Source organism: Streptomyces sp. NPDC052079 (assembly GCF_040680275.1).
Lineage (GTDB): Bacteria > Actinomycetota > Actinomycetes > Streptomycetales > Streptomycetaceae > Streptomyces.
The window spans coordinates 226540-245318 of the sequence record NZ_JBFAWL010000007.1; the positions used below are offsets into that span (position 1 = coordinate 226540).

Sequence of the window (18779 nt, forward strand, 5' to 3'; positions counted from 1 at the left end):
CGGCGCAGACAGAGGAACCCGAGACACCATGACCTCCGCAGAAGGCGACCGTGCCCCCCAGCGCATCCTGATCGTCGACGACGAGCCGGCGGTGCGCGAAGCGCTCCAGCGCAGCCTGGCCTTCGAGGGGTACGGCACCGAGGTGGCCGTCGACGGCGCGGACGCCCTGGAGAAGACGGCGGCGTACCGGCCGGACCTGCTGGTGCTGGACATCCAGATGCCCCGCATGGACGGCCTCACCGCCGCCCGCCGCATCCGCGCCACCGGCGACACCACGCCCATCCTTATGCTGACGGCCCGCGACACCGTCGGCGACCGGGTGACGGGACTGGACGCCGGGGCCGACGACTACCTGGTCAAGCCGTTCGAACTGGACGAGCTGTTCGCCCGGATCCGGGCGCTGCTGCGCCGCAGCTCCTACGCGGCGGCGGTGGCCGCCTCCGCCGAGTCGGACGACGTCCTCAGCTTCGCCGACCTGACCATGAACCTGGCCACGCGGGAGGTCTCGCGCGGCGGGCGTCCGGTGGAGCTGACCCGCACGGAGTTCACCCTGCTGGAGATGTTCATGGCCCACCCGCGGCAGGTGCTCACGCGTGAGCAGATCCTCAAGGCGGTCTGGGGCTTCGACTTCGAGCCGTCCTCCAACTCGCTGGACGTGTACGTCATGTACCTGCGCCGCAAGACCGAGGCCGGCGGCGAGCCGCGCCTGGTGCACACGGTGCGGGGGGTGGGGTACGCGCTGCGGCAGGGCGGCGCGGAGTGACCGCTCCGCTCCGCCGCTTCCGCTCGCTGCCGATCCGGGCGCGGCTGTCCCTGCTGGTGGCGGCGGCCGTGGCGTTCGCGGTGGCGGCGGTGTCGGTGACCTGCTGGTTCATCGTGCGCGGGAAGCTGTACGACGAGGTCGACAACGATCTGAAGGAGTCCGTGCTCACCCTCGAGCAGCAGGAGTTCGAGCAGCTCACCAACGCCTGTGTCCGGGAACCCTCCGACACGGGCACGATCACCCCGCGCAGCAAGCAGTACGCCCAACTGGTCCGCTCGGACGGCAGGGTGTGCGTGCTGCCCTACTCCGCGGCCGCGGTCGACGTCACCGACGGGGACAAGGAGGTGGCCGCGGAGCCGGACCCCAACGAGGGGCGCTTCCGCAACGGCACCGACAGCGACGGCACCCGGGTTCGGGTGCTGACGACGGCCGTCACCGTGAAGACCGGCCCGCTGAGCCAGGCCGTCGCCCAGGACTACGCCTTCGTCGTGGCCCTGCCGCTCAGCAACACCCAGTCCACGCTCAACGAACTGGCCCTCCTGCTGCTCCTCGTCTCGGGCATCGGCGTGTTCGGCTCCGCCGCCGCGGGACTCGCCGTCGCCCGCACGGGTCTGCGCCCGGTCGACCGGCTCACCGACGCCGTCGAGCACGTGGCCCGCACCGAGGACCTGGGCGTCCGCATCCCCGTGGAGGACGACGCCGACGACGAGATCGCCCGCCTCTCCCGCTCCTTCAACAGCATGACCTCGTCCCTGGCCAGCTCCCGCGACCTCCAGCAGCAGCTCATCGCGGACGCGGGCCATGAACTGCGCACCCCGCTCACCTCCCTGCGCACCAACATCGAGCTCCTCACCCGCAGCGAGGACACGGGCCGTCCGCTGCCCGCCGAGGACCGCAAGGCCCTGCTCGCCTCGGTCAAGGCGCAGATGACGGAACTGGCTGCCCTTATCGGCGATCTGCAAGAACTGTCCCGCCCGGACAATGACCAGCAGTCGGGCCGTACCCGGATCGTGGCGTGGCACGACACCGTCGAGTCGGCGCTGCGCCGGGCCCGGCTGCGCGGCCCGGAACTGACTATCAGGGCGGACGTGCAGCCCTGGTACGTACGGGCGGAGCCCGCGGCCCTGGAGCGGGCGGTGGTCAACATCCTCGACAACGCGGTGAAGTTCAGCCCGCCCGGCGGCACCGTCGAGGTCCGCCTCGCCGACGGCGTACTCACCGTCCGCGACCACGGCCCCGGCATCCCGGCCGACGAACTCCCCCACGTCTTCGACCGCTTCTGGCGCTCCCCCACCGCCCGCGCCCTCCCCGGCTCGGGCCTCGGCCTGTCGATCGTGGCCCGCACGGTTCACCAGGCCGACGGCACGGTCACCCTGACCCCGGCCGACGGCACGGGCACGACGGCCACCATCCACCTCCCGGGCGCCCCGACCCCACCACCGGAGGTGCCCTAGGACTCCGCCGTCCCCAACCCTCCGACCAGCACGCGCACCTGTTCCCACGCCTCTCCGTCCTGCCCCAGCCGGTAGTGCAGAGGGCCCCGGTGACCGGGGCCGAGCCGCACCGGCGTGGGAACCGGGGCGGGCGGACGGCGGATCCGGTCGGCTTCCGTGCGGCCGACGGTGAGGGTGACGGGTGTCGGCGGCGGCTCCGCATGGGCGGGTACGGTCAGGTCGCGGCGGCCCTGGCGGAGTGCCGTGAGCAGGGTGACGAGCCCGTGTTCCGCGTCAAGTTCGGCGGCCAGCCCCTCCACGGCGTCGAGCGGCGGTGCTTCCTCGTCCCCGTAACCGAGGGTGAGGGTGATGTCCTCCTCCACCCCGGCCGGGGTGCGCAGCACACGCAGCGTGGCGAGCAGCGGACGGTCGGGGTGGCCGACGGCGATCAGCCAGGTGGGCCGAGGGGCGCGGGAGCGGGCCAGGTCCGTCACCTGACGGGTGGACCAGGGCAGGTTGACCGGCTCGGCGGTGCTCCATCCGGCCGGCGGCCTTCCGGTCAGCCGGGTACAGGCCGTCTCCAGGGACCGCCCGAGCACCAGGTCCGGGTCGGCCGGATGCCGGGTCCGCAGCGTGAGCAGCAGCTGGCGTTCGTTCGCGCCGGTGACGGCTCCGAATGCCCCGGCGAGGCGGGCGTCTCCGTGTGCGTCGCGGACCGGCGTGAACGTGCCCCCTTTCCAGTGGAGCACCGCGCCGGACAGACCGTCGTAGTACCCGTCCTCGGGATCCCGGACGACCCAGCGGTTGGGCAGGCCGCGCAGGGCGGTGCGGGTGGCGAGGGTGAGGCGGGCGCCGGGCGGGGTGACGATCTGCACGGCACGGTCGTTGTCGGCGGCGGTGCGCAGGGCGTCGGACAGCCAGCTGCTCATGGGGACCAGGGGGCGGTCCTGGATCACCACCGCGGTGCTCGGGGTGAGGACGTCCACGGCGGGTGTCGCGGTCGCGGGGACCGGGACGGCGGTGATGTCGGTGGTCAGCGGCACGACCTCGGTGGTGGCGGCCTCGGGGGGCCAGACGGCGCCTCCGAGTACGGTGACCAGCCGGCCCGCGAAGGAACCCGCGAGCCGCCCGGCCTCGGCGACGGCCGTGGAGGCCCGTGCCTCCGTCCACCACACCGGCCCGTCGTGCCCGCCGCCCTCGCCGCCCTCGCTGGCCTCGCTGCCCTCGCTGCCGAGCAGGCGGGCGGTCTCCCCGGGAACCTGGACCAGGACGGGCGTCTCCACGGACACGAGGGGCCGTCCGTCGGGCGCGCAGAGCTGCACCACCGCCCCGTCCGCCAGGGTGTTCACACCCAGATCGGGGCCGCCCGCGTACAGGCCCGCGAGCAGGGTCGGCAGGTCGGGCATCTTCGGGGTGAGGGCGATGACGTCCTTGGTCATGGCGTCTCTTCCACGGCGTCGTCGGTGAGGGCGGTCTGGATGATCCGGTGAGCACGGCCCCGCCGGACGAGCGTGCCCCGTCCCGGCGGCTGCGGGGAGGCGTACAGGCCGGGGAAGAGCTGGCCCTCGGTGCGGTCGCCGGTCATGAGGAGCGCGGCCGTGCCGGTCTCCCGCAGCGTGGTGAGGAAGGGCTCGTAGAGGGCGCGGGAGGACCCGGCGGCGCGGCGGGCGACCACAAAGTGCAGGCCGATGTCCTGGGCCGAGGAGATGTAGGGCAGGAAAGGGGCGAGCGGCTGCTGTCCCGCGGTGGTGAGGACGTCGTAGTCGTCGACGAGGATGACGATGCGGGGCCCGTCGAAGGCCGGCCCGTCGGCCTGCGGCGCGTCGGGGTCGGCCGTCTCCGGCAGCCGCTTGTCCAGTTCGCCCGCGATGCCGCCGGCCAGCGCTGCGGCGGGCCGGGCGTTGTGGGCGTACCCGCCGCGATAGGGCTCGGGAACGACGCCGCGCAGGCTGCGGCGCGGGTCGAACACGCCGAAGACGACCTCCTCGTCGGTGTACCGCTCGACGATCCGGTCGGCGATCAGCTTCAGCAGATTGGTCTTGCCGCACTCGTTGTCGCCGAGGACCAGCAGGTGCTGGTCACTGCCGAACAGATCCAGGAGCACGGGCGCGAGGGTGTCCTGGTCGACGCCGACGGGCACCGCGGCGGGCGCGGCCGCGACGGACGGAAGCCTGGCGGCGGGCAGCCGGGACGGCAGCACCCGCACGGGTTCGGCCACCTCGCCGTGCCACGAGGCGCGGACCGTGCGGACGGCGCGCTCCAGCGCCGGGCCGAGGTCGTCCGTGCTGGGCCGGGAGTCGATGCGGGGCAGCGCCACCTGCGCGAACAGCTTGCCGTCGGTCAGCGCCCGTCCCGGTGTGTCCGCGTCCAGGGTCTCCGACAGTTTGCGGTCGACGGCGGAGTCGGCCGGGTCGTTCAGGCGCAGTTCGACGCGGGTGCCGAACATCGACTGCTGGGCGATGCGTACGTCGTTCCACCGCAACATGCCCGCCACCACGTGGATGCCGTAACCGCCACCCCGTTTAAGCAGGTCGGCGATGGTGTCGTCGAGGTCCGCGAACTCGTCGCGCAGGGCGCCGAAGCCGTCGACGACCAGGACGACGTCGGTCGCGCCCAGCTCGCGCACCCTTCCCTGGCCGCGCAGCCGGCGGAGCTGTTCGACGGAGTCGATGCCGTGCTCGCGGAACAGCTCCTCGCGGCGGGCCAGCATCCCGCGCACCTCGGCGACCGTACGGGCGGCCCGTTCGTGGTCCGCGCGTCCGGCGACGCCGCCGACGTGCGGCAGCCCGGCCAGCGCGGACAGACCGCCGCCGGCCAGGTCGAGGCCGTACACGGCGACGTCGTACGGGGTGTGGGTGAGGGCGAGGGAGAGGGTGAGGGCGCGCAGCAGGGTGGTCTTGCCGGACTGGGGGCCGCCGATGACGGCGACGTGTCCGCCGGCCACGGTGAGGTCGAGCAGCCAGGGCTGCTGCCACTGCCGGGCGGGGTCGTCGAGCGTGCCCAGCGGAACGTGCAGCGGGTCACCGCCGTGGGCGAGGCGCAGTCCGTCGGTGTGTGCCTGCAGCGGTCCGGCGGCGGTGTCCAGCGTGGTGGCGTCGGGCAGCGGGGGCAGCCAGATGCGCCGTACCGGCGGTGCCGCGGTGGCGAGTTGGCCCACCATCACGGACAGGACGGTCGGCCCGGCGTCCCGTTGCACGCCCGCCTGCTCCTCCTCCTCGGACGGGCCGGTGTCCTCGGGTGTGCCGCCGTACGTCGGGTAGGGCAGGGCAAGCGGCTCGTCGGTGCCGTCCTCGTCCCGGGTGGGCCCGCGGTAGGCGCCGGAGACGTATCCGGCCTTGAACCGCTCGTACGTCGAGGTGTCCACCTTCAGATAGCCGAAGCCCGGCAGTGGCGGCAGCCGGAAGGCGTCCGTGGTGTCCAGGACCGTACGGGACTCGTCGGCGGAGAAGGTGCGCAGGCCCAGCCGGTACGACAGATAGGTGTCGAGGCCCTTGAGCTTGCCGCCCTCGATGCGCTGGCTGGACAGCAGCAGATGGACGCCGATGGAGCGGCCGATGCGCCCGATGGAGAGGAACAGGTCGATGAAGTCCGGTTTGGCCGTGATCAGTTCACCGAACTCGTCGATGACGACGAAGAGGTGCGGAAGCGCCTCCAGGTCGGGCCGCTCCGTCGACCGCAGCGCCGCGTACTGCCCGATGTCGGCGACGTTCCCGGCGTCCTTCAGCACCTGCTGACGGCGTTTGACCTCACCGGCGAGGCTGGCGTGGACCCGCTCGACCAGACCGGCCTGGTTCTCCAGGTTGGTGATCACACCGGCGACGTGCGGGAGTTCGGCGAACGGGGCGAAGGTGGCGCCGCCCTTGTAGTCGACCAGGACGAGGGCGAGGTCCTCCGGGGAGTGGGTGACGGCCAGGGCGAGGACGAGGGTGCGCAGCAGTTCGCTCTTGCCGGAGCCGGTCGCGCCCACGCACAGGCCGTGCGGGCCCATGCCGAGCTCAGCCGACTCCTTGAGATCGAGCAGGACGGGCTCGTGCCGGTCGGTGACTCCGATGGGCACGCGCAGGAAGTCCCGGTCGCCGCGGGGCGCCCACAGGGTGCGCAGGTCGAGCGCGGCGGGGTCGTCGATACCGAGCAGCGCGGGAAAGTCCACCGGCCCGGACACCGGCGTGCCTTCGACCGCCGACTCGGGCGACAGCCGCAGCGGGGCGAGCATCCGGGCGATGCCCTCGGCTCCCGGGGCGGTGACGGCGTCCGCGGTGCCGCGGGCGACGCCTCCGCGCAGGTCGTCGACCGTGATCCGGTCGCCCTCCACGGTGATGCGCACGGCGACCTCGCCCGGCTCGTGCACCTGCTGCTCGAGCAGATGCAGCACGGTGACGCCCATCGCCTCCGGGCCGATCGCCGTGTCCGGCAGCGGGAGGTCGGAGGCGGTGGAGCCGTAGGTGTCGCTGACGACGAGGAGCCGGCCGGTGAGCCGCAGCGCGTCCCCGCCGGACAGACCCCGGCGCACCTCGGCCGCGTAGGCGGCGCGCTGTCGCAGGTCCGGTGCGCACAGGGCGGCGAGCTCCGGAAGACCGGGCGCGATCCGGCGGGCGGGGACCGGCCCGTCGCACGCGTGCGTGTCGAGGACGTGCGGCAACCACTTGACCCAGGCCCACTCGGCCTCGTCGGTGGTGGCGAGCGCGAGGGCCACGTCGTCCGGCGCGTGGGTCACCGCGGTCTGCACCAGCAGGGCGTGGGCCACGCGGAGCACGCCCTCACGGTCGCCGACGACGCTGACGTTCCCGGCCCGGTCCAGCGGGACGGTGAGCGGGACGTCGGTGACGGTGGCGAACCGGCTCTGCAGCGCGCGGGCCTCGTTCAGCATGAACGGGTCGGGCGGGGTGAGGACGCCACCGGAGGGATGCTGGGCGATGGTGAGGTGATCGGCGGGTACGGAACCGGTGCCGGCCCGCACCCGCAGGAAGTCGGCATCGCCCCGGCGCCGCTCCCACAGCCGCGCCGGGTCCCTGATCAGGTCGTACAGGGCCGCCGGCGGCGGGTCCAGCTCGCGGGCCGCGGCCCGTCGTACCCGCTCCTCGGTGCCCAGGTCCGCCCGCAACTCCTCCAGGTACTCCAGGTACCGCTCCCGCTGGACGCGCCGGGTGCGCTGCGCCTTGCCGCGCTGCGAAAGGAACAGCACCACGGCACCGAACAACGCCGCCACCAGCACGACCGCACCGAGCACGGCGAACCGGCTGTTGCGGATGACCGTCATGAGGACGACGGAGCTGATGACTCCCGCCATCGGCAGCAGAGCGGTGGCCGCGCTGCCCACCTTCCCCTCGGGAAGGTTGGGCGGCGGCTCGATGGTCCGTGCCTCGGGGGCCGCGAGCGGCCGGGGGGAACGCGCCGGCCGGTGGATCACCTGCTGGGTCATCGCACCTTCACCGCCCGCCGCATCGCCTCGGCGGCCAGATGGACGGCCGCGTCACGGGTGCCGCCGGCCAGCATGTCGGTGTGGATGGGCCCTCCCTGGGCGAGATGGCGGTCGTAGGGCAGGGTGACGACGGGCACGCCGGGCTCGCGCAGGTGGGCGGCGGCGGTCCTGGTGTCGATGGTGGCGTCCGGCGTGGCCGCGCTGAGCGCGACGACGGTGGTGGAGAGCGCGGGGTGCGGCAACTGTGCAAGCCAGTCGAGCACTTGCCGGGTCCCGTGGATCCCTTCGGCGGTCATGGGAGCGACGATCACCCGGGCGTGCGCGGTGTCCATGGCGGTCCGGGCCACCTCACCGGGCAGCGTCTCGCAGTCGACGACGGTGACGGCGAAGTAGCGGCGCAGGGCGAGGGTCACCGTGCGGTAGGTGGGTACGTCGAGCGGCGCGCCCACCCGTCCCTGGCTCGCGGGCAGCAGCCAGCCGCCGTCGGCGACAGGCAGGAGGTAGCCGGTGATGTCGGTGAGCTGCATGGCGGGGGTGAGAATCCGGGCGAGGTCGCCGCACGACCAGCGGACCGTCTCGGCGCCCATCCGCGTGGCGAGGGTGCCCAGCGCGGCGTCGGCTTCGAGAGTGAGGACGGGGTCGTGCCGGTAGTGGCTGAGCGTGCGGCCGAGCAGCGCGGACACGGTGGACTTGCCGACCCCGCCGCGGATGGAGGTGACGGCCACGACCCGCCCCGTGGTGACGGGCTGCTGCAGTTCCCTTGCCAGCTCCGTCAGCCGTGTCACGTCCCGGGCGGCGGAGGAGGTGAGCCGGCGCAGCCCGGCCCCTGCGCGACGGGTGACGGGGTCGCCGTGCTGGGGGCGGCCCAGGGCGATGGCGAGGCGGGGGTCGATGGTGGGGAGGGAGGCGGGGGTGGGCGCGTCGGCGGCTGCGGGCAGGCGCGGGTCGCCGGCGGACGGGGGCCGGGATGCGGCGGCGGTCCGGTCGACGGCGGGCGGCACTGGGTCGGGAGCCTTCGCGGGAGCGGGCGCCGGGGACCTGTCCACCGTCTCCTCCTCGGTCAACTCCCACAGCAGATCGCGCTGCCAGTCCCCTCCCCCGGTCATGCTCCTCCCCAGCCCCTTCAGGCGAAGGTGCCGAGCAGCCGCCCGTACACCCCGAACACGCCGATGACCAGCGGCACCAGCGCGATCACGGCGACGGACTCGACGACATCCCCGAGCCGACGCAGCCGAACCCGCACATGCTCGGCGGGTTCGGCGCCCAGGACGGCGAGGCAGACGCCCGCCAACAGCACCGGTACGGCGAGGGGCCCGCCGGCCGCCGAACCGTGCTCCAGCCACACCATGACGAGCCGCACGGCGACGACGGCGGAAGCGGTGAACAGCACCACGACCTCCGCGGCCAGCGGGAAGGCACGGGCCCGCAGCGCGAGCGCGACGACCACGACGGCGGCCAGCGGAACCGTCCACACGGACACGGTCCGCAGCACGAGCACCCCGCCGGCGGCGGCGGAGACGGCGAGCGCCACGGTGGCGAGCACCAGGCCCCGGTGCGTCGCGGCGAGCGCGGTTCCCACCTGATACCGGCTGACGGACGCACCACCGGTGCGCCGGTCGTCGAGCCGGGTGAGTCCGGACGCCATCAGCGCGAGCCGCGGCAGCAGCCCGAGCAGCACGACGGACACCAGCACGATCAGCGCACCCACGTGGGTCTGCTGGGCGGCGTCACCGGCCCCTCCCTGCGACCCGACGGCGGCCTCCCACACCACCAGACAGCCGACGGCACTCCCCGCGCCCACCAACGCCCCACGCCCGAACGGCGTGAACCACCCGGCGAGCGCCAGCACACCGGCCACCACGGCGACCACCCCCGCGAGCCGGACGGCACCGTCCCACTCCTGGGCGTCGGCCGCGGTCCACACGCCCAGCACCCCGACCGCACCGGCGGTGACGAGCAGACTCCCGGCCGGCGCATACCGCCGCGCCCGTCCGGAGAGGGCGCCGGCGAGTGCACAGACGGCCGCGACGACAAGGAGCAGCGCACCCACGCCCGCCAGGTCGAAATGATCCCGCGCCAGCACCCCGGCGGTCAGGGCCCACCCCGCACTCGCGCCCGCGGCGACGACCCGCCGCACCTCGGGCCGCCAACGCCAGGCGCGTACGGCGAGATCCTCGGCGACCTCGTCACTGACATCGTGCACGACGGGAGCCGAGGGCGCGTCCTCGACGCGCACCAGCCGCAGCACGGCCCCGTCGGCCACTCCGGCCGACTCGAGGGTGCTGTCGTGGGCGAGTGCGGAGCCGTCGGGGGTGACGAGGTGCCGCAACTCGGGGCGTTCGCCCACCCGGTCGTCGAGCAGGCGCATGATCTCGGGCAACAGGACCCCGACGGACTCCCGGGCCGGCAGCACCAGGTCGACGCGCCGCCGCTCCCCGACGAGCGTGACCCGACTGAGCGCTGTACGACCCTTGGTCACAGACCGGCTCAAATCCCCCACGGCTACCACGTATTCGAACCTATCACCGAGGAGAAGAGGGACTGGAGGGCGCGGAGGAGGACACCCCAGGCGCGGGCGCGGAGTACGGATCCTTCCCGATCACCCGATGCGAGAGAAACGACCACCCCACACACCCGGCACACACCACAGCGGCGATCACCACCCCGACGAACACCTTCCCCACCCGCTCATCAACAGTCCGCCGCTGCCGCTGCACCCCGAACAGCAAGGCATCCCGCAGGCGTCGACGCCGGACGGCAACGGACTCGAGCAGCTGGTTGTCGTAGTCCTGGGCTGTCACAGGCCAGTCACCCGCCCCCGTACCTCATTGATCACGTATCCACCTCGCCGACCCAGCCGAACTGCAGGAGTTCCTTGGGCAGGTACTCCGACTCGACCTCGATCGGCAAACCGGCATCGTGCGCCATGCAGGCAATGGCAAGGGGAGCAAGGGCAACCAACCCCTCACCATCCTTGGACCGCGCCTCGTCCGCACTCCAGTACTCCTTGTGCCACGCGAGTGCATCGACGAGAGCGGCGTTGAACCGCTCGGCGTCCCGGCGCTGGTAGCGGTGGAATAGTTCGAGGGGCGGGTAGAGGATCTTCAGCATCAACTCTCGACCGGCGATGTGCGCAGGGTCGGGGTCAGTGGCATTCACAGCGGTGACGAGGGTGTCCCACATCTCGCGCCGCCGGAACCATGCATGCTGAAGTGTTTCCACCCATGCGTAAATGTACTCGTCGAACTCCACTCCCGAGGCACGGAGAAACGACACCGGAACACGAGCCAGCCGATCGACGCGCTCATTCTCCCGACAAACGACCGCCAAGTAATAGGCAGTAAGCCAATTTCCCGCATGGAGGTATTCTTGAGGCCCTGTGGCAGGCAGGTTCTTGACCTCACCATCCACTCCGATACGACATGAAACTGGGCCTTCGGTTGCCATGCCTGAGTCGAACAGGGCACAGCCCACCTGCATAGCCTTCACCCACGCCTCCCACGTCACGAATTGCTCCGCTCTGGGATCCGACAGGCATCGCCACTTGGCGACGGCCAGCGTGTAGTCCAACGCATCGAAGCGGTCGAACTCCGATGTCTCCAGTTCGTCCAGCACTTCCTTGGCACTCTTGACGATTGGCGCAATGGCATTGGCAACGTCGTCCGTGCCGAAGGCATGGCGTGGAATGCGACTGACCACTCACTCTCCTCCAGCTAAATCTTGAGATACTCGAACACGGCACCGGCGTAGGACGTACCATTCGGCTGCTGCGCCTTGACCATGGCATACTCCAGCTTTCCGGCTTTGAGCGCATTACGCAGGTCCGCCGCTATTTCAGCATCCCTTCCGCCCCTCCGCGCCATCAGACCCAGGATCGAGCGAACGTAGAGCCTAGTACCTTGCTTGACCCTCATACCCTTGGCCCCGCCATCGTCGCCGACGTGCGGGTTCGATGGGTCCTCCGGATCGGCAACGCCATTACGCCAGTCCAGGTCGCCCGACGGAGCCTTGGCCTCGACGATAAGGTATCTACCGTCACCGCGATCGTAAACCAGGTCGAACGCATCGGCACCGTTGGGCGTCTTAGGCAGAGGAACTTCCACAGCCTCACCGAACTGGCGCGGCGCAACATGGAGCCGGACGGCCTTCTCACCGAGCTCTTCGGCAATCTTGCTGTTGTTCGGCCTGCCCCCGAGTTGATCAGCATATGCGTTTCGAGCCCTCGCCAGAGCATCCGACGCTTCTGGAGTTTCACTCTTCTTGAAGGCCTTCTCCGCATTAGTGAGCTCGAGTGACAACGTTCGATTGGCAGCCGCCTTGTCAAGTTCCGCAAGGTTACCCTCGGGAACAGTTTCCGGCCCGAGCGGATGCGAACCGAGCTTCACCTCGGACGGGCCACTCGGAACGTCGTATTTCGCGACCCACATACCGTTTTCGAGCTGCTTTATTATGGGAAGTTCGACGCCGTTGATCACAGTGTTCTTGGAAATCCGATGACCACGGCCGTCGTAGTACTTCTTGCGCCACTCCGGGTCATTTGCCTTCTTGACGAGTTCGTCCTGTCTGCGCTTCACCTCGTCAGCCGGGAGTTCCCCGTCTCCACCAGATTGAGATCCGTCCTGGCCACGGCCTGACGACGCGGCCGACCCTTCGACCGTCACCCCGTCGCCAACTGCTCGACCGCTATCGCTTGAGCCATCGAAACGAGACGTTTCCGCACCTCCGGTGCTACGAGACGTCCCATAACCGACGTCAGTCGGCGTGTCCGGCCCTGCTCCACCTACGTGTTGCGAGGAGTTCCTGCCAGCAACACCAACGAGGTCTCTTTCTCGGCTTACCGATTGCTCCGGACTTGTGTGGTCAACGTCGGAGGATCGTTCCTGCCTCGCCGCCTCTGGTACGACATTGCCCTGCCTGTCGTAGGCGATGAACTCACCGTTCTCGATGACGACTCTGGAGCCGTCCTCCAGTTCGATGACGCTGTGGACGCGTTGTGCGTCCGCCGCGGTGCCCGCGCCCGTGGTGATCCTCGACGTGAGGTCGGACAGCTTCGGCAGCTTGCCCGCGGCCGCGCCCGTGGCCCTGAGGCCCACGTACAGGGGGTCCATGTACAGCCCGGCCTTGGCGGCGGCGCCGGCGGCGTTCGAGGCCAGGCCTCCCTTGCCTGCCTTGGACGCCGCCGCCAAGGGCCCGGCGCCCAGCGTCAGGACGTTGAAGAGGACCGTGCCGGTGGCGCGCGCCGGGTTCTCCTCCCACTGGTCCCAGGCGACGATCCCCTTGGCGAACTCCTTGGCCGCCTTCTTCGCCCTGACCTCGTCCGCGCTCTCCTTGTCCGGGCCCACGGCCCAGTCCATGAAGGCGTCGTAGGGGGTGATGGTGTAGAGGCCGATGCCGGTGGCTACGTCCTTCAGGCCGCTCCACGCCTCACCGTCCCCGGTGCCCAGCGCCCATAACCCCTTGGCCGCGGCTTCGATGCCGTCCTTGTAGATGCCGTCCCAGACCAGGCTCTTGGCCCCGTGGCCGAACCAGCCCAGGCTCCATGACTCGTAGGTCTTGTCGTCGACGCTGCCCCAGGGCAGTTCCTTCGCTCCCTCGAACAACGCGGGGTCATAGCCGTACGGCACCGTGTTCCGCTTGACGAGCCCGCTGCCGTCATCCGTCACGAACGCGGGACCGCCCACGACCGCCGTGATTTTGCTCGCCGCACGGCGCTCCGCGTCCTGGAAGGCGGACTGCGTGGCCGTCACGTCATCGATGAGTTGCTTGTTCCGGTCGACCTTCTTCTCGTCCTCGGTCCAGTCGTCGTCGCCCTCGACACTGTCCGTGAACGCGACGGCGTCCGCCTTGAGCTGCTTCAGGCGCTCAGCCAGCGGACGGGCCTCGATGGCGAACGTGTCCAGCGCGTCGGCCACGGTTTCGAGCTTCGCGGCGAAGGTGTCGGCCTTGTCCATCACCGGCCGAGTGGTCGCGAACAGGGTGTCGGCCTCGGGCGCGGTGTAGAACGCCCCCAGCATCTGAAAGCGCGAGTGCACGTCCGCGCCCCCGTTACGGATGCCGATCGCGTCGCTGCGCAGCGCGGAGACGTCCTTGTCCAACTCGTCGAAATCGCCCGTGAACTGCGGTATTCCCCCCGGGCTGATCACTTCCCGCCCTCCCCCTCACCCTCACCCTTGCCCGGCAGATCGATCTTCGGCGCCGCCAGCGCCCTTCGCTGCGCACGCGCGGCCATCTCCTCGTCACCGAGCACGTAATGAGCCGTCGCCTCATGCGCGCCGTTCACCGACTTGGCCGCCCGCGCCCGGAGGAACAGCACGTCACCGGCGGTCCGTTCCACGAACAATGCCAGCGCCGCCCCGATGGGCCCGGTCGGCGCGGCACCGCGGTACGGCCCGCTGATGGTCCCGGCCGCCACGGCCGCACTCTCCACATCCGTGCCGTACGCCTTCACGTCCTTGGCCACGTCGTCCATCGCGTCCTGGACCAGCGAGGTCACGAACTCGACACCGGACGGCGATATGTCCCACCCCGTCATGCGTCAGCCGACCCCGCCTCAGCCGATGTTGTCGACGGCCGCGCGCGCCCGGGCCAGCGTCGACTGCGCGGTGCCGTCGTTCTGCTCCATCGTGGTGCGCACCAGGCGGATGATCTCGCGGACCTCGCCGGCCGCGCGGTGCCAGCGCTGCTCCTTGCCGTGGTACTCGTCGGCGACCCCGTCGGCCGTGAAGTCGGCCATCGCGGCCTTCACCGCCCGGTCCCGGTCGGCCAGCACACGCTCCAACTGCCCGATGACCCCATGCAGACTGATCTGCACCTCACCCGAGGCACCCGTGTCATACGCACGCCGGTCCAGGTTCTGCCCCATGACTCACTTCCCCCTAGAAAACAGCAAAGTTGACCATTGAACGACGGAGTCGTCGCCTACCGCGCCCCGAACCGCGCGGCGTCGAAGTTCGCCGACCCCATGTTCTGGTGAGCGTTGGTCTCCAGCTCCTGGTCACCGGTCCCGAACGCCGTGTCCATACCGGCCTGACCGCCCAGGATGGCGTTCAGCGAACCGTTCAGATCGTTCGTGATCTCGTCCGCATGCAGCTTGAACGTGTCGAACGCCGCCTTGCCGGCCCCGTTGAACTTCCCCTCCAACGGCTCCGCCGCCTGGATCAGCCACCGGATCAGAGTCCCCAGATCATCAACCGACCCGACGGTGCTCTTCCCCAGCTCCGACAGCGTCGTCGACCCCATGTCAAACTTCATCAACCCACCCCCGTACGGCACTTGCGCCTCACACGCGCTCGAACATCCTGTCGCACCGAGGTTGCAAGCGCAATGTGAATCGGGGGAGTTGGCGCGAAGCGGTCGAGCGGCGTCGGGATGTCAGAGGGTGGCTCTAGATTCGTCGCATGAGTTCGTCGCTGAGTGTCTACCTGCTCGACGTCGCCGCCACGCGTGCCCTCATCGGCTCCCGCGACGACCAGTTGCTCGAGGTGATCCGTACCAACTTCGCGGAGCAACTGGAGCGCGCGGACGACCAGTTCCGGGACAGCATCCAGGAGGGTGCGCCCACCGCGTACGAGGCACTGCACGCGGTCGTCCACGGTGGGCCCTTCAGCGCGGACCGTGAGTACGCCTTCCAGTACGCGTACGCCTACGAGCGGCTGTGTTCGCTCACCGGGTCGTTCCTGCCCAACCACTGCTTCACGCCCCACCGGGGCGACTGGCTGTCGGTCGTCGACCAGGGGATGAAGGCGCTGGGGATCACGGCCGTGTCCGTCGAGGACTTCGGCTTCGGCAGCCTGCCGGCCCCGCTGCCGTCCACCTACATCGTGGACTGCGGTGAGTGGACGCCCCAGCGCATAGCCGAGGCGCTCGAACAGTTCGAGGCGACCAAGCGGGCCGTCGACGAGGGGCGCCAGGACCCGCCGCCTCTCGAGCCCGAGGTCGTGGACGCGGTCATGCAGTGCATCGGGTGGCTGCGTCACGCCCAGGCCCAGCCGGGCTTCGGCGTCATCGGCTTCCGCTACTGACGGGCCAGGTCTTTTCGTCCGCCCGCTCAACCGTGTGGCACGGTGGGCGTATGTCGACACCACCGGACGGGTTGCCCGTCTACCGCGTACTGACCGGTCCCGACGACTCGGCGTTCTGCCGCCGGGTGAGCGAGGCGCTGGACATGGGCTACAGGCTGCACGAAGGGCCTGCCGTCACCTTCGACGGTGAACGGGTGATCGTCGCGCAGGCTGTGGTGTGGGTCGATTAGCGACCCTGGTCGAGGTCGGACCAGGTCTCAGTGGAAACCGAGCATTCCGGGGGAGTCGATGTCGACCGTGACCACGCCGGGTGGGTATGCCTCTTCGTGGTCCGTGAGCAGAATGGACATGCCGGTGAATTCCGGACGCGGCAGGGCGCAGTACAGCGCGTGACAGACGAACACCTTCCCCACCCGCTCATCAACAGTCCGCCGCTGCCGCCGCACACTACGTCGCCAATCTGCGGAGCACCGGGTGGCCATGGACAAGCTGCGAGAGCTCGTCACTGACTTCCGCACCAAGCACGACCAACTCACCCGCGAGGAGATCGAGGCCGCCCGCACCCTTCTGCGCCACGCCCGCCGGCACTCCGGTGACGCTGCCACCTGATACCCGCAACTCAAAATCGCTGGGTCAAGGTGTGAGTGTGGTGACCGGGGCGAAAGGGCCGCCGCAGTACGGCACATAGGATATCCGCGTTGTTCGAACCGAAGACTGGAACAGCATGGGGGTGCACATGCGGACGCGCACAACGATGGCCGCGATCACGGGGGCTGGACTGCTCGCGCTGGTCGCCTGCGGGACTGGCGGGGACTCCACCGCGACCAGTGAGTCGGGTTCCGGCAAGGCCTCGGGTACACCCGTCGCGCTGCCAGTGGAGTCGACCGCGCGGAAGGCCACATGGACGGACGAGAACAAGGCCCATCAGCTCACGCTCGCGCCCCAACGGCTCGCGCGCGGCACCGCGGCCGACCTCGACCACGTCCTTCTGGATGAGGGCCTGACGGGGATGGTCCCGTACTACCTGACCGTCACCTACACCAACACCGCGTCGGACGCCATTGCCCGGCCCGACCCGGAGGCCAACTTCACGGTCACCCTGGCGGACGGCACACCAGGCACTGCGATCCGCCTGTGGGACACCAACCATGATGCCACCGCGTCCAGATACCCCCTCCCTGACAACTGCGAGCAAGCCGGCCCCGCCGCGGTACCGCCCGCAGGCACCGCCACGGTGTGCCGACTGGTGCTGCTGCCCGAGGGGCACACCCCCGCCCACATCGCCTACTCCGACGACTCCGGCGAGACCTTGCTGTGGAAGGTCGGTGACGGCACCGGCGACGACGGCACACTGCTCGCCGTCGGCACGACCGCCGACTCCTCCTACCAGGGCGTCACCGCCAAGAGCGGCACCGTACCCATCCGTGTCGCGCTGAAAGGCGTGCGCGCCGGGAGCATCAGGGACCTCGGAAACTACCAGCTGAGCAACACCCAGAAGAACCTCGTGCCCTGGTACGTGACCTTCGAGTACCGCAACGTCGGCAAGGAGAAGCTGTTGCCGACCATGGACGACGGCGTCGAACTGCGCACCGTCGCAGGCCGAGAGGTTCAGCCGGTCTCCCTGTTCGACTTCTCCCCCGCCGCCCAGGGCGAAGGCATCGACCAGTGCCGGGGCAGCGTCCCCAACACGCGTTTGGAGCCGAAAGCCACGCTTAGGCTGTGCACCGTCCATCTGCTCCCCGAGGGAGACCGCCCGGCGATGGTGTCGTTCCAAGGGGAGGGCAAGGCCGCGAAGACGCTGATGTGGCGTGCCGGGTAGCGCTCGGAGCGGAGCTGCGGCTCAGGCTCCGGGCCACCGACTCCGAGACTCGCCTGCTTCCCACGGGCCGTGGACGGAGAATCGCCACGGCCCGGCACCGCTCCTACGACGAATCGCGCTTGAGGCTTGCCACGAATTGGGTCCAGGCGAGCGTGGTGAGCATCAGGACCGGGCCCTCCTCCGCGTATTTGCTGTCCCGGACGTGCACAGCTCCGAGGGAGCCGTCCGCGACCTCGAGACAGTCCCCCCGTCCACGTTGCTGTAGCTCGATTTGCGCCACTGTATGCTGCTCGACCCTATTGCCGTTCGCCTGGGTTGAAGCCTTCCATCGCTGCTTCGAGCACCGCAGCGGATTCCTACGGCGGCCGGGTCGAGCTTCTGGGTCTGAGAGGCCACGCGCTTCCCCTGCTGACAGCTCTTCAGCATCCCCGGGCGGGATGCGGTCACCATCCGGGGTGTAAGGGTGCGCATTGTTCACAAAGCTCCCGTCTGGGCCGTGCTGGGCTCGCTCGTACGCTAGCGGATGTCGAGGGCGCAGGCGTGCGAACAGGTGCCTTGTGGCGAGCCCACCGGTACCAGTCCACAAGGACGAAGACGCGGGTGTCGTGGTCGGCCGTGGTGCGCAGCAGCTCGCTGAAGCTAAGGTCGGATTCGCCGCGTTCGATGCGTTGGAGGGTGCGGCGGGGGATGCCGGTGGCTTCGCTGAGGAATGGACAAGCTTCGCGAGATCGTCGCCGCCTTCGAGACCGGTAGCGACGAGCTCACCCGCGAGGAGGTCGAGGCCGCCCGCGCACTGCTGCGCCACGACAACCGGCAGTCCGGCAGGACCGCCGTCTGATGCCAGACACCCTCCTGCTCGACAACGAAGGGCTTTTGAAGCTTCACCGCAAGGACCGTATCGTCGTGGCGCTCGTACAGGCCGTGAGGTTATGCCGGAATGCCTGACCGGGACGGGTATACGGCACTGCGTGACGACCTTGGCCGCCTCAGACGACAGCACTGGTGTCGAGGAGATCACACGACCCAGTTTGGCTGTACGAGCATCTTCTCGGCGGCCATCGCGCAGATGTCGGCCAGGACGTCCGGCCCTCGGTCGAACTCCTCGTCGGTCAGCGTGCATCCCATCCGCTCACGCAGCACCGCGCGCGTGGCGGCCACGCGTTCCGCGATCTGGTCGTCGGTGAGCTGTTGCGTCGCCAACTGCTCTACCAACTGTCCAAGCGTCATGCCTCGCTGGGCGAGGCGGTCGCGGGTATTCCGGGTCACCTGGATGGTGGTGCGCTCTGCCATGGATTCACCATCGCCGCACCACAGCGGCCCTCTC

General features: G+C 70.1%; 20 protein-coding genes and 1 pseudogene. 8 read left to right on the plus strand and 13 right to left on the minus strand.

Annotated elements, in window-relative coordinates; all coding sequences use genetic code 11:
- Positions 1-28 precede the first annotated feature (28 nt).
- Both AB0L56_RS14895 and AB0L56_RS14900 read left to right on the plus strand, forming a co-directional pair.
- Positions 29-763, plus strand: a complete 735-nt coding sequence (locus tag AB0L56_RS14895; protein WP_361031778.1) for a response regulator transcription factor — start codon at positions 29-31, stop codon at positions 761-763.
- Positions 760-2217, plus strand: coding sequence for a HAMP domain-containing sensor histidine kinase (locus AB0L56_RS14900; protein WP_365423111.1), 1458 nt, complete (start codon positions 760-762; stop codon positions 2215-2217). Before AB0L56_RS14895 ends, AB0L56_RS14900 begins: the two co-directional genes overlap by 4 nt.
- Here the strand turns inward: AB0L56_RS14900 and AB0L56_RS14905 are convergent.
- Genes AB0L56_RS14905 through AB0L56_RS14950 form a run of 10 tightly spaced genes read right to left on the minus strand, consistent with a single transcriptional unit; the run spans position 2214 to position 14866 of the window.
- Entirely contained in the window at positions 2214-3635 is a 1422-nt protein-coding gene (locus AB0L56_RS14905) for a DUF6177 family protein (protein WP_365423114.1), read from the minus strand. The two genes, AB0L56_RS14900 and AB0L56_RS14905, sit on opposite strands and share 4 nt — an antisense overlap.
- Positions 3632-7615 (minus strand): type VII secretion protein EccCb, encoded by a 3984-nt coding sequence (gene eccCb, locus AB0L56_RS14910; protein ID WP_365423117.1) that lies wholly within the window; start codon positions 7613-7615, stop codon positions 3632-3634. Before eccCb ends, AB0L56_RS14905 begins: the two co-directional genes overlap by 4 nt.
- Entirely contained in the window at positions 7612-8721 is a 1110-nt protein-coding gene (locus tag AB0L56_RS14915) for a hypothetical protein (RefSeq protein WP_365423120.1), read from the minus strand. Before AB0L56_RS14915 ends, eccCb begins: the two co-directional genes overlap by 4 nt.
- 17 nt (positions 8722-8738) lie before the next feature.
- The gene (gene eccD, locus AB0L56_RS14920) at positions 8739-10094 is read right to left on the minus strand and encodes a type VII secretion integral membrane protein EccD (RefSeq protein ID WP_365423123.1); all 1356 of its coding nucleotides are present in this window, start codon (positions 10092-10094) and stop codon (positions 8739-8741) included.
- A 43-nt stretch (positions 10095-10137) separates the two neighbouring features.
- A complete protein-coding gene (locus tag AB0L56_RS14925; RefSeq protein ID WP_190166539.1) occupies positions 10138-10416 on the minus strand; it encodes a hypothetical protein in 279 nt (92 codons plus the stop codon).
- A gap of 31 nt (positions 10417-10447) precedes the next feature.
- A complete protein-coding gene (locus AB0L56_RS14930) occupies positions 10448-11314 on the minus strand; it encodes an immunity 49 family protein (RefSeq protein WP_365423126.1) in 867 nt (288 codons plus the stop codon).
- 14 nt (positions 11315-11328) lie between these two features.
- Entirely contained in the window at positions 11329-13758 is a 2430-nt protein-coding gene (locus tag AB0L56_RS14935) for a hypothetical protein (protein ID WP_365423129.1), read from the minus strand.
- Positions 13755-14147 (minus strand): DUF6507 family protein, encoded by a 393-nt coding sequence (locus tag AB0L56_RS14940; protein ID WP_365423131.1) that lies wholly within the window; start codon positions 14145-14147, stop codon positions 13755-13757. Before AB0L56_RS14940 ends, AB0L56_RS14935 begins: the two co-directional genes overlap by 4 nt.
- Positions 14148-14165: 18 nt before the next feature.
- Positions 14166-14477, minus strand: a complete 312-nt coding sequence (locus AB0L56_RS14945; protein WP_365423134.1) for a pore-forming ESAT-6 family protein — start codon at positions 14475-14477, stop codon at positions 14166-14168.
- Between the two features lie 56 nt (positions 14478-14533).
- A complete protein-coding gene (locus AB0L56_RS14950) occupies positions 14534-14866 on the minus strand; it encodes a hypothetical protein (RefSeq protein ID WP_190166544.1) in 333 nt (110 codons plus the stop codon).
- 146 nt (positions 14867-15012) lie between these two features.
- On the opposite strand from AB0L56_RS14950, the gene AB0L56_RS14955 reads away from it, so the two are divergent.
- Both AB0L56_RS14955 and AB0L56_RS14960 read left to right on the plus strand, forming a co-directional pair.
- On the plus strand, positions 15013-15636 hold the full coding sequence (locus AB0L56_RS14955; protein ID WP_365423137.1) for a hypothetical protein: 624 nt from the start codon (positions 15013-15015) through the stop codon (positions 15634-15636).
- Between the two features lie 50 nt (positions 15637-15686).
- Positions 15687-15866 carry a DUF1737 domain-containing protein gene (locus tag AB0L56_RS14960; protein WP_365423140.1) on the plus strand — a complete coding sequence of 60 codons (180 nt, stop codon included), beginning with the start codon at positions 15687-15689 and terminating at the stop codon, positions 15864-15866.
- 27 nt (positions 15867-15893) lie between these two features.
- On the opposite strand, the gene AB0L56_RS14965 is transcribed toward AB0L56_RS14960, so the two are convergent.
- Positions 15894-16049 (minus strand): hypothetical protein, encoded by a 156-nt coding sequence (locus AB0L56_RS14965; RefSeq protein ID WP_365423229.1) that lies wholly within the window; start codon positions 16047-16049, stop codon positions 15894-15896.
- 67 nt (positions 16050-16116) lie between these two features.
- On the opposite strand from AB0L56_RS14965, the gene AB0L56_RS14970 reads away from it, so the two are divergent.
- Both AB0L56_RS14970 and AB0L56_RS14975 read left to right on the plus strand, forming a co-directional pair.
- On the plus strand, positions 16117-16245 hold the full coding sequence (locus tag AB0L56_RS14970; protein WP_365423143.1) for a hypothetical protein: 129 nt from the start codon (positions 16117-16119) through the stop codon (positions 16243-16245).
- 127 nt (positions 16246-16372) lie between these two features.
- Positions 16373-17455: a hypothetical protein gene (locus tag AB0L56_RS14975; protein WP_365423146.1), complete on the plus strand. Its 1083-nt coding sequence runs from the start codon at positions 16373-16375 to the stop codon at positions 17453-17455.
- A 103-nt stretch (positions 17456-17558) separates the two neighbouring features.
- On the opposite strand, the gene AB0L56_RS14980 is transcribed toward AB0L56_RS14975, so the two are convergent.
- On the minus strand, positions 17559-17933 hold the full coding sequence (locus AB0L56_RS14980) for a DUF397 domain-containing protein (protein WP_365423149.1): 375 nt from the start codon (positions 17931-17933) through the stop codon (positions 17559-17561).
- 231 nt (positions 17934-18164) lie between these two features.
- Between AB0L56_RS14980 and AB0L56_RS14985 the strand changes: the two genes are divergently transcribed.
- Together AB0L56_RS14985 and AB0L56_RS14990 are read left to right on the plus strand one after the other, a co-directional pair.
- A complete protein-coding gene (locus tag AB0L56_RS14985) occupies positions 18165-18293 on the plus strand; it encodes a hypothetical protein (RefSeq protein ID WP_365423152.1) in 129 nt (42 codons plus the stop codon).
- A pseudogene (locus tag AB0L56_RS14990) lies at positions 18293-18376 on the plus strand (DNA-binding protein); the annotation flags it as partial. The gene AB0L56_RS14985 and the pseudogene AB0L56_RS14990, both read left to right, overlap by 1 nt.
- A gap of 93 nt (positions 18377-18469) precedes the next feature.
- Here AB0L56_RS14990 and AB0L56_RS14995 read toward each other — a convergent pair.
- Positions 18470-18745 carry a hypothetical protein gene (locus AB0L56_RS14995; RefSeq protein WP_365423154.1) on the minus strand — a complete coding sequence of 92 codons (276 nt, stop codon included), beginning with the start codon at positions 18743-18745 and terminating at the stop codon, positions 18470-18472.
- Positions 18746-18779: the final 34 nt, after the last annotated feature.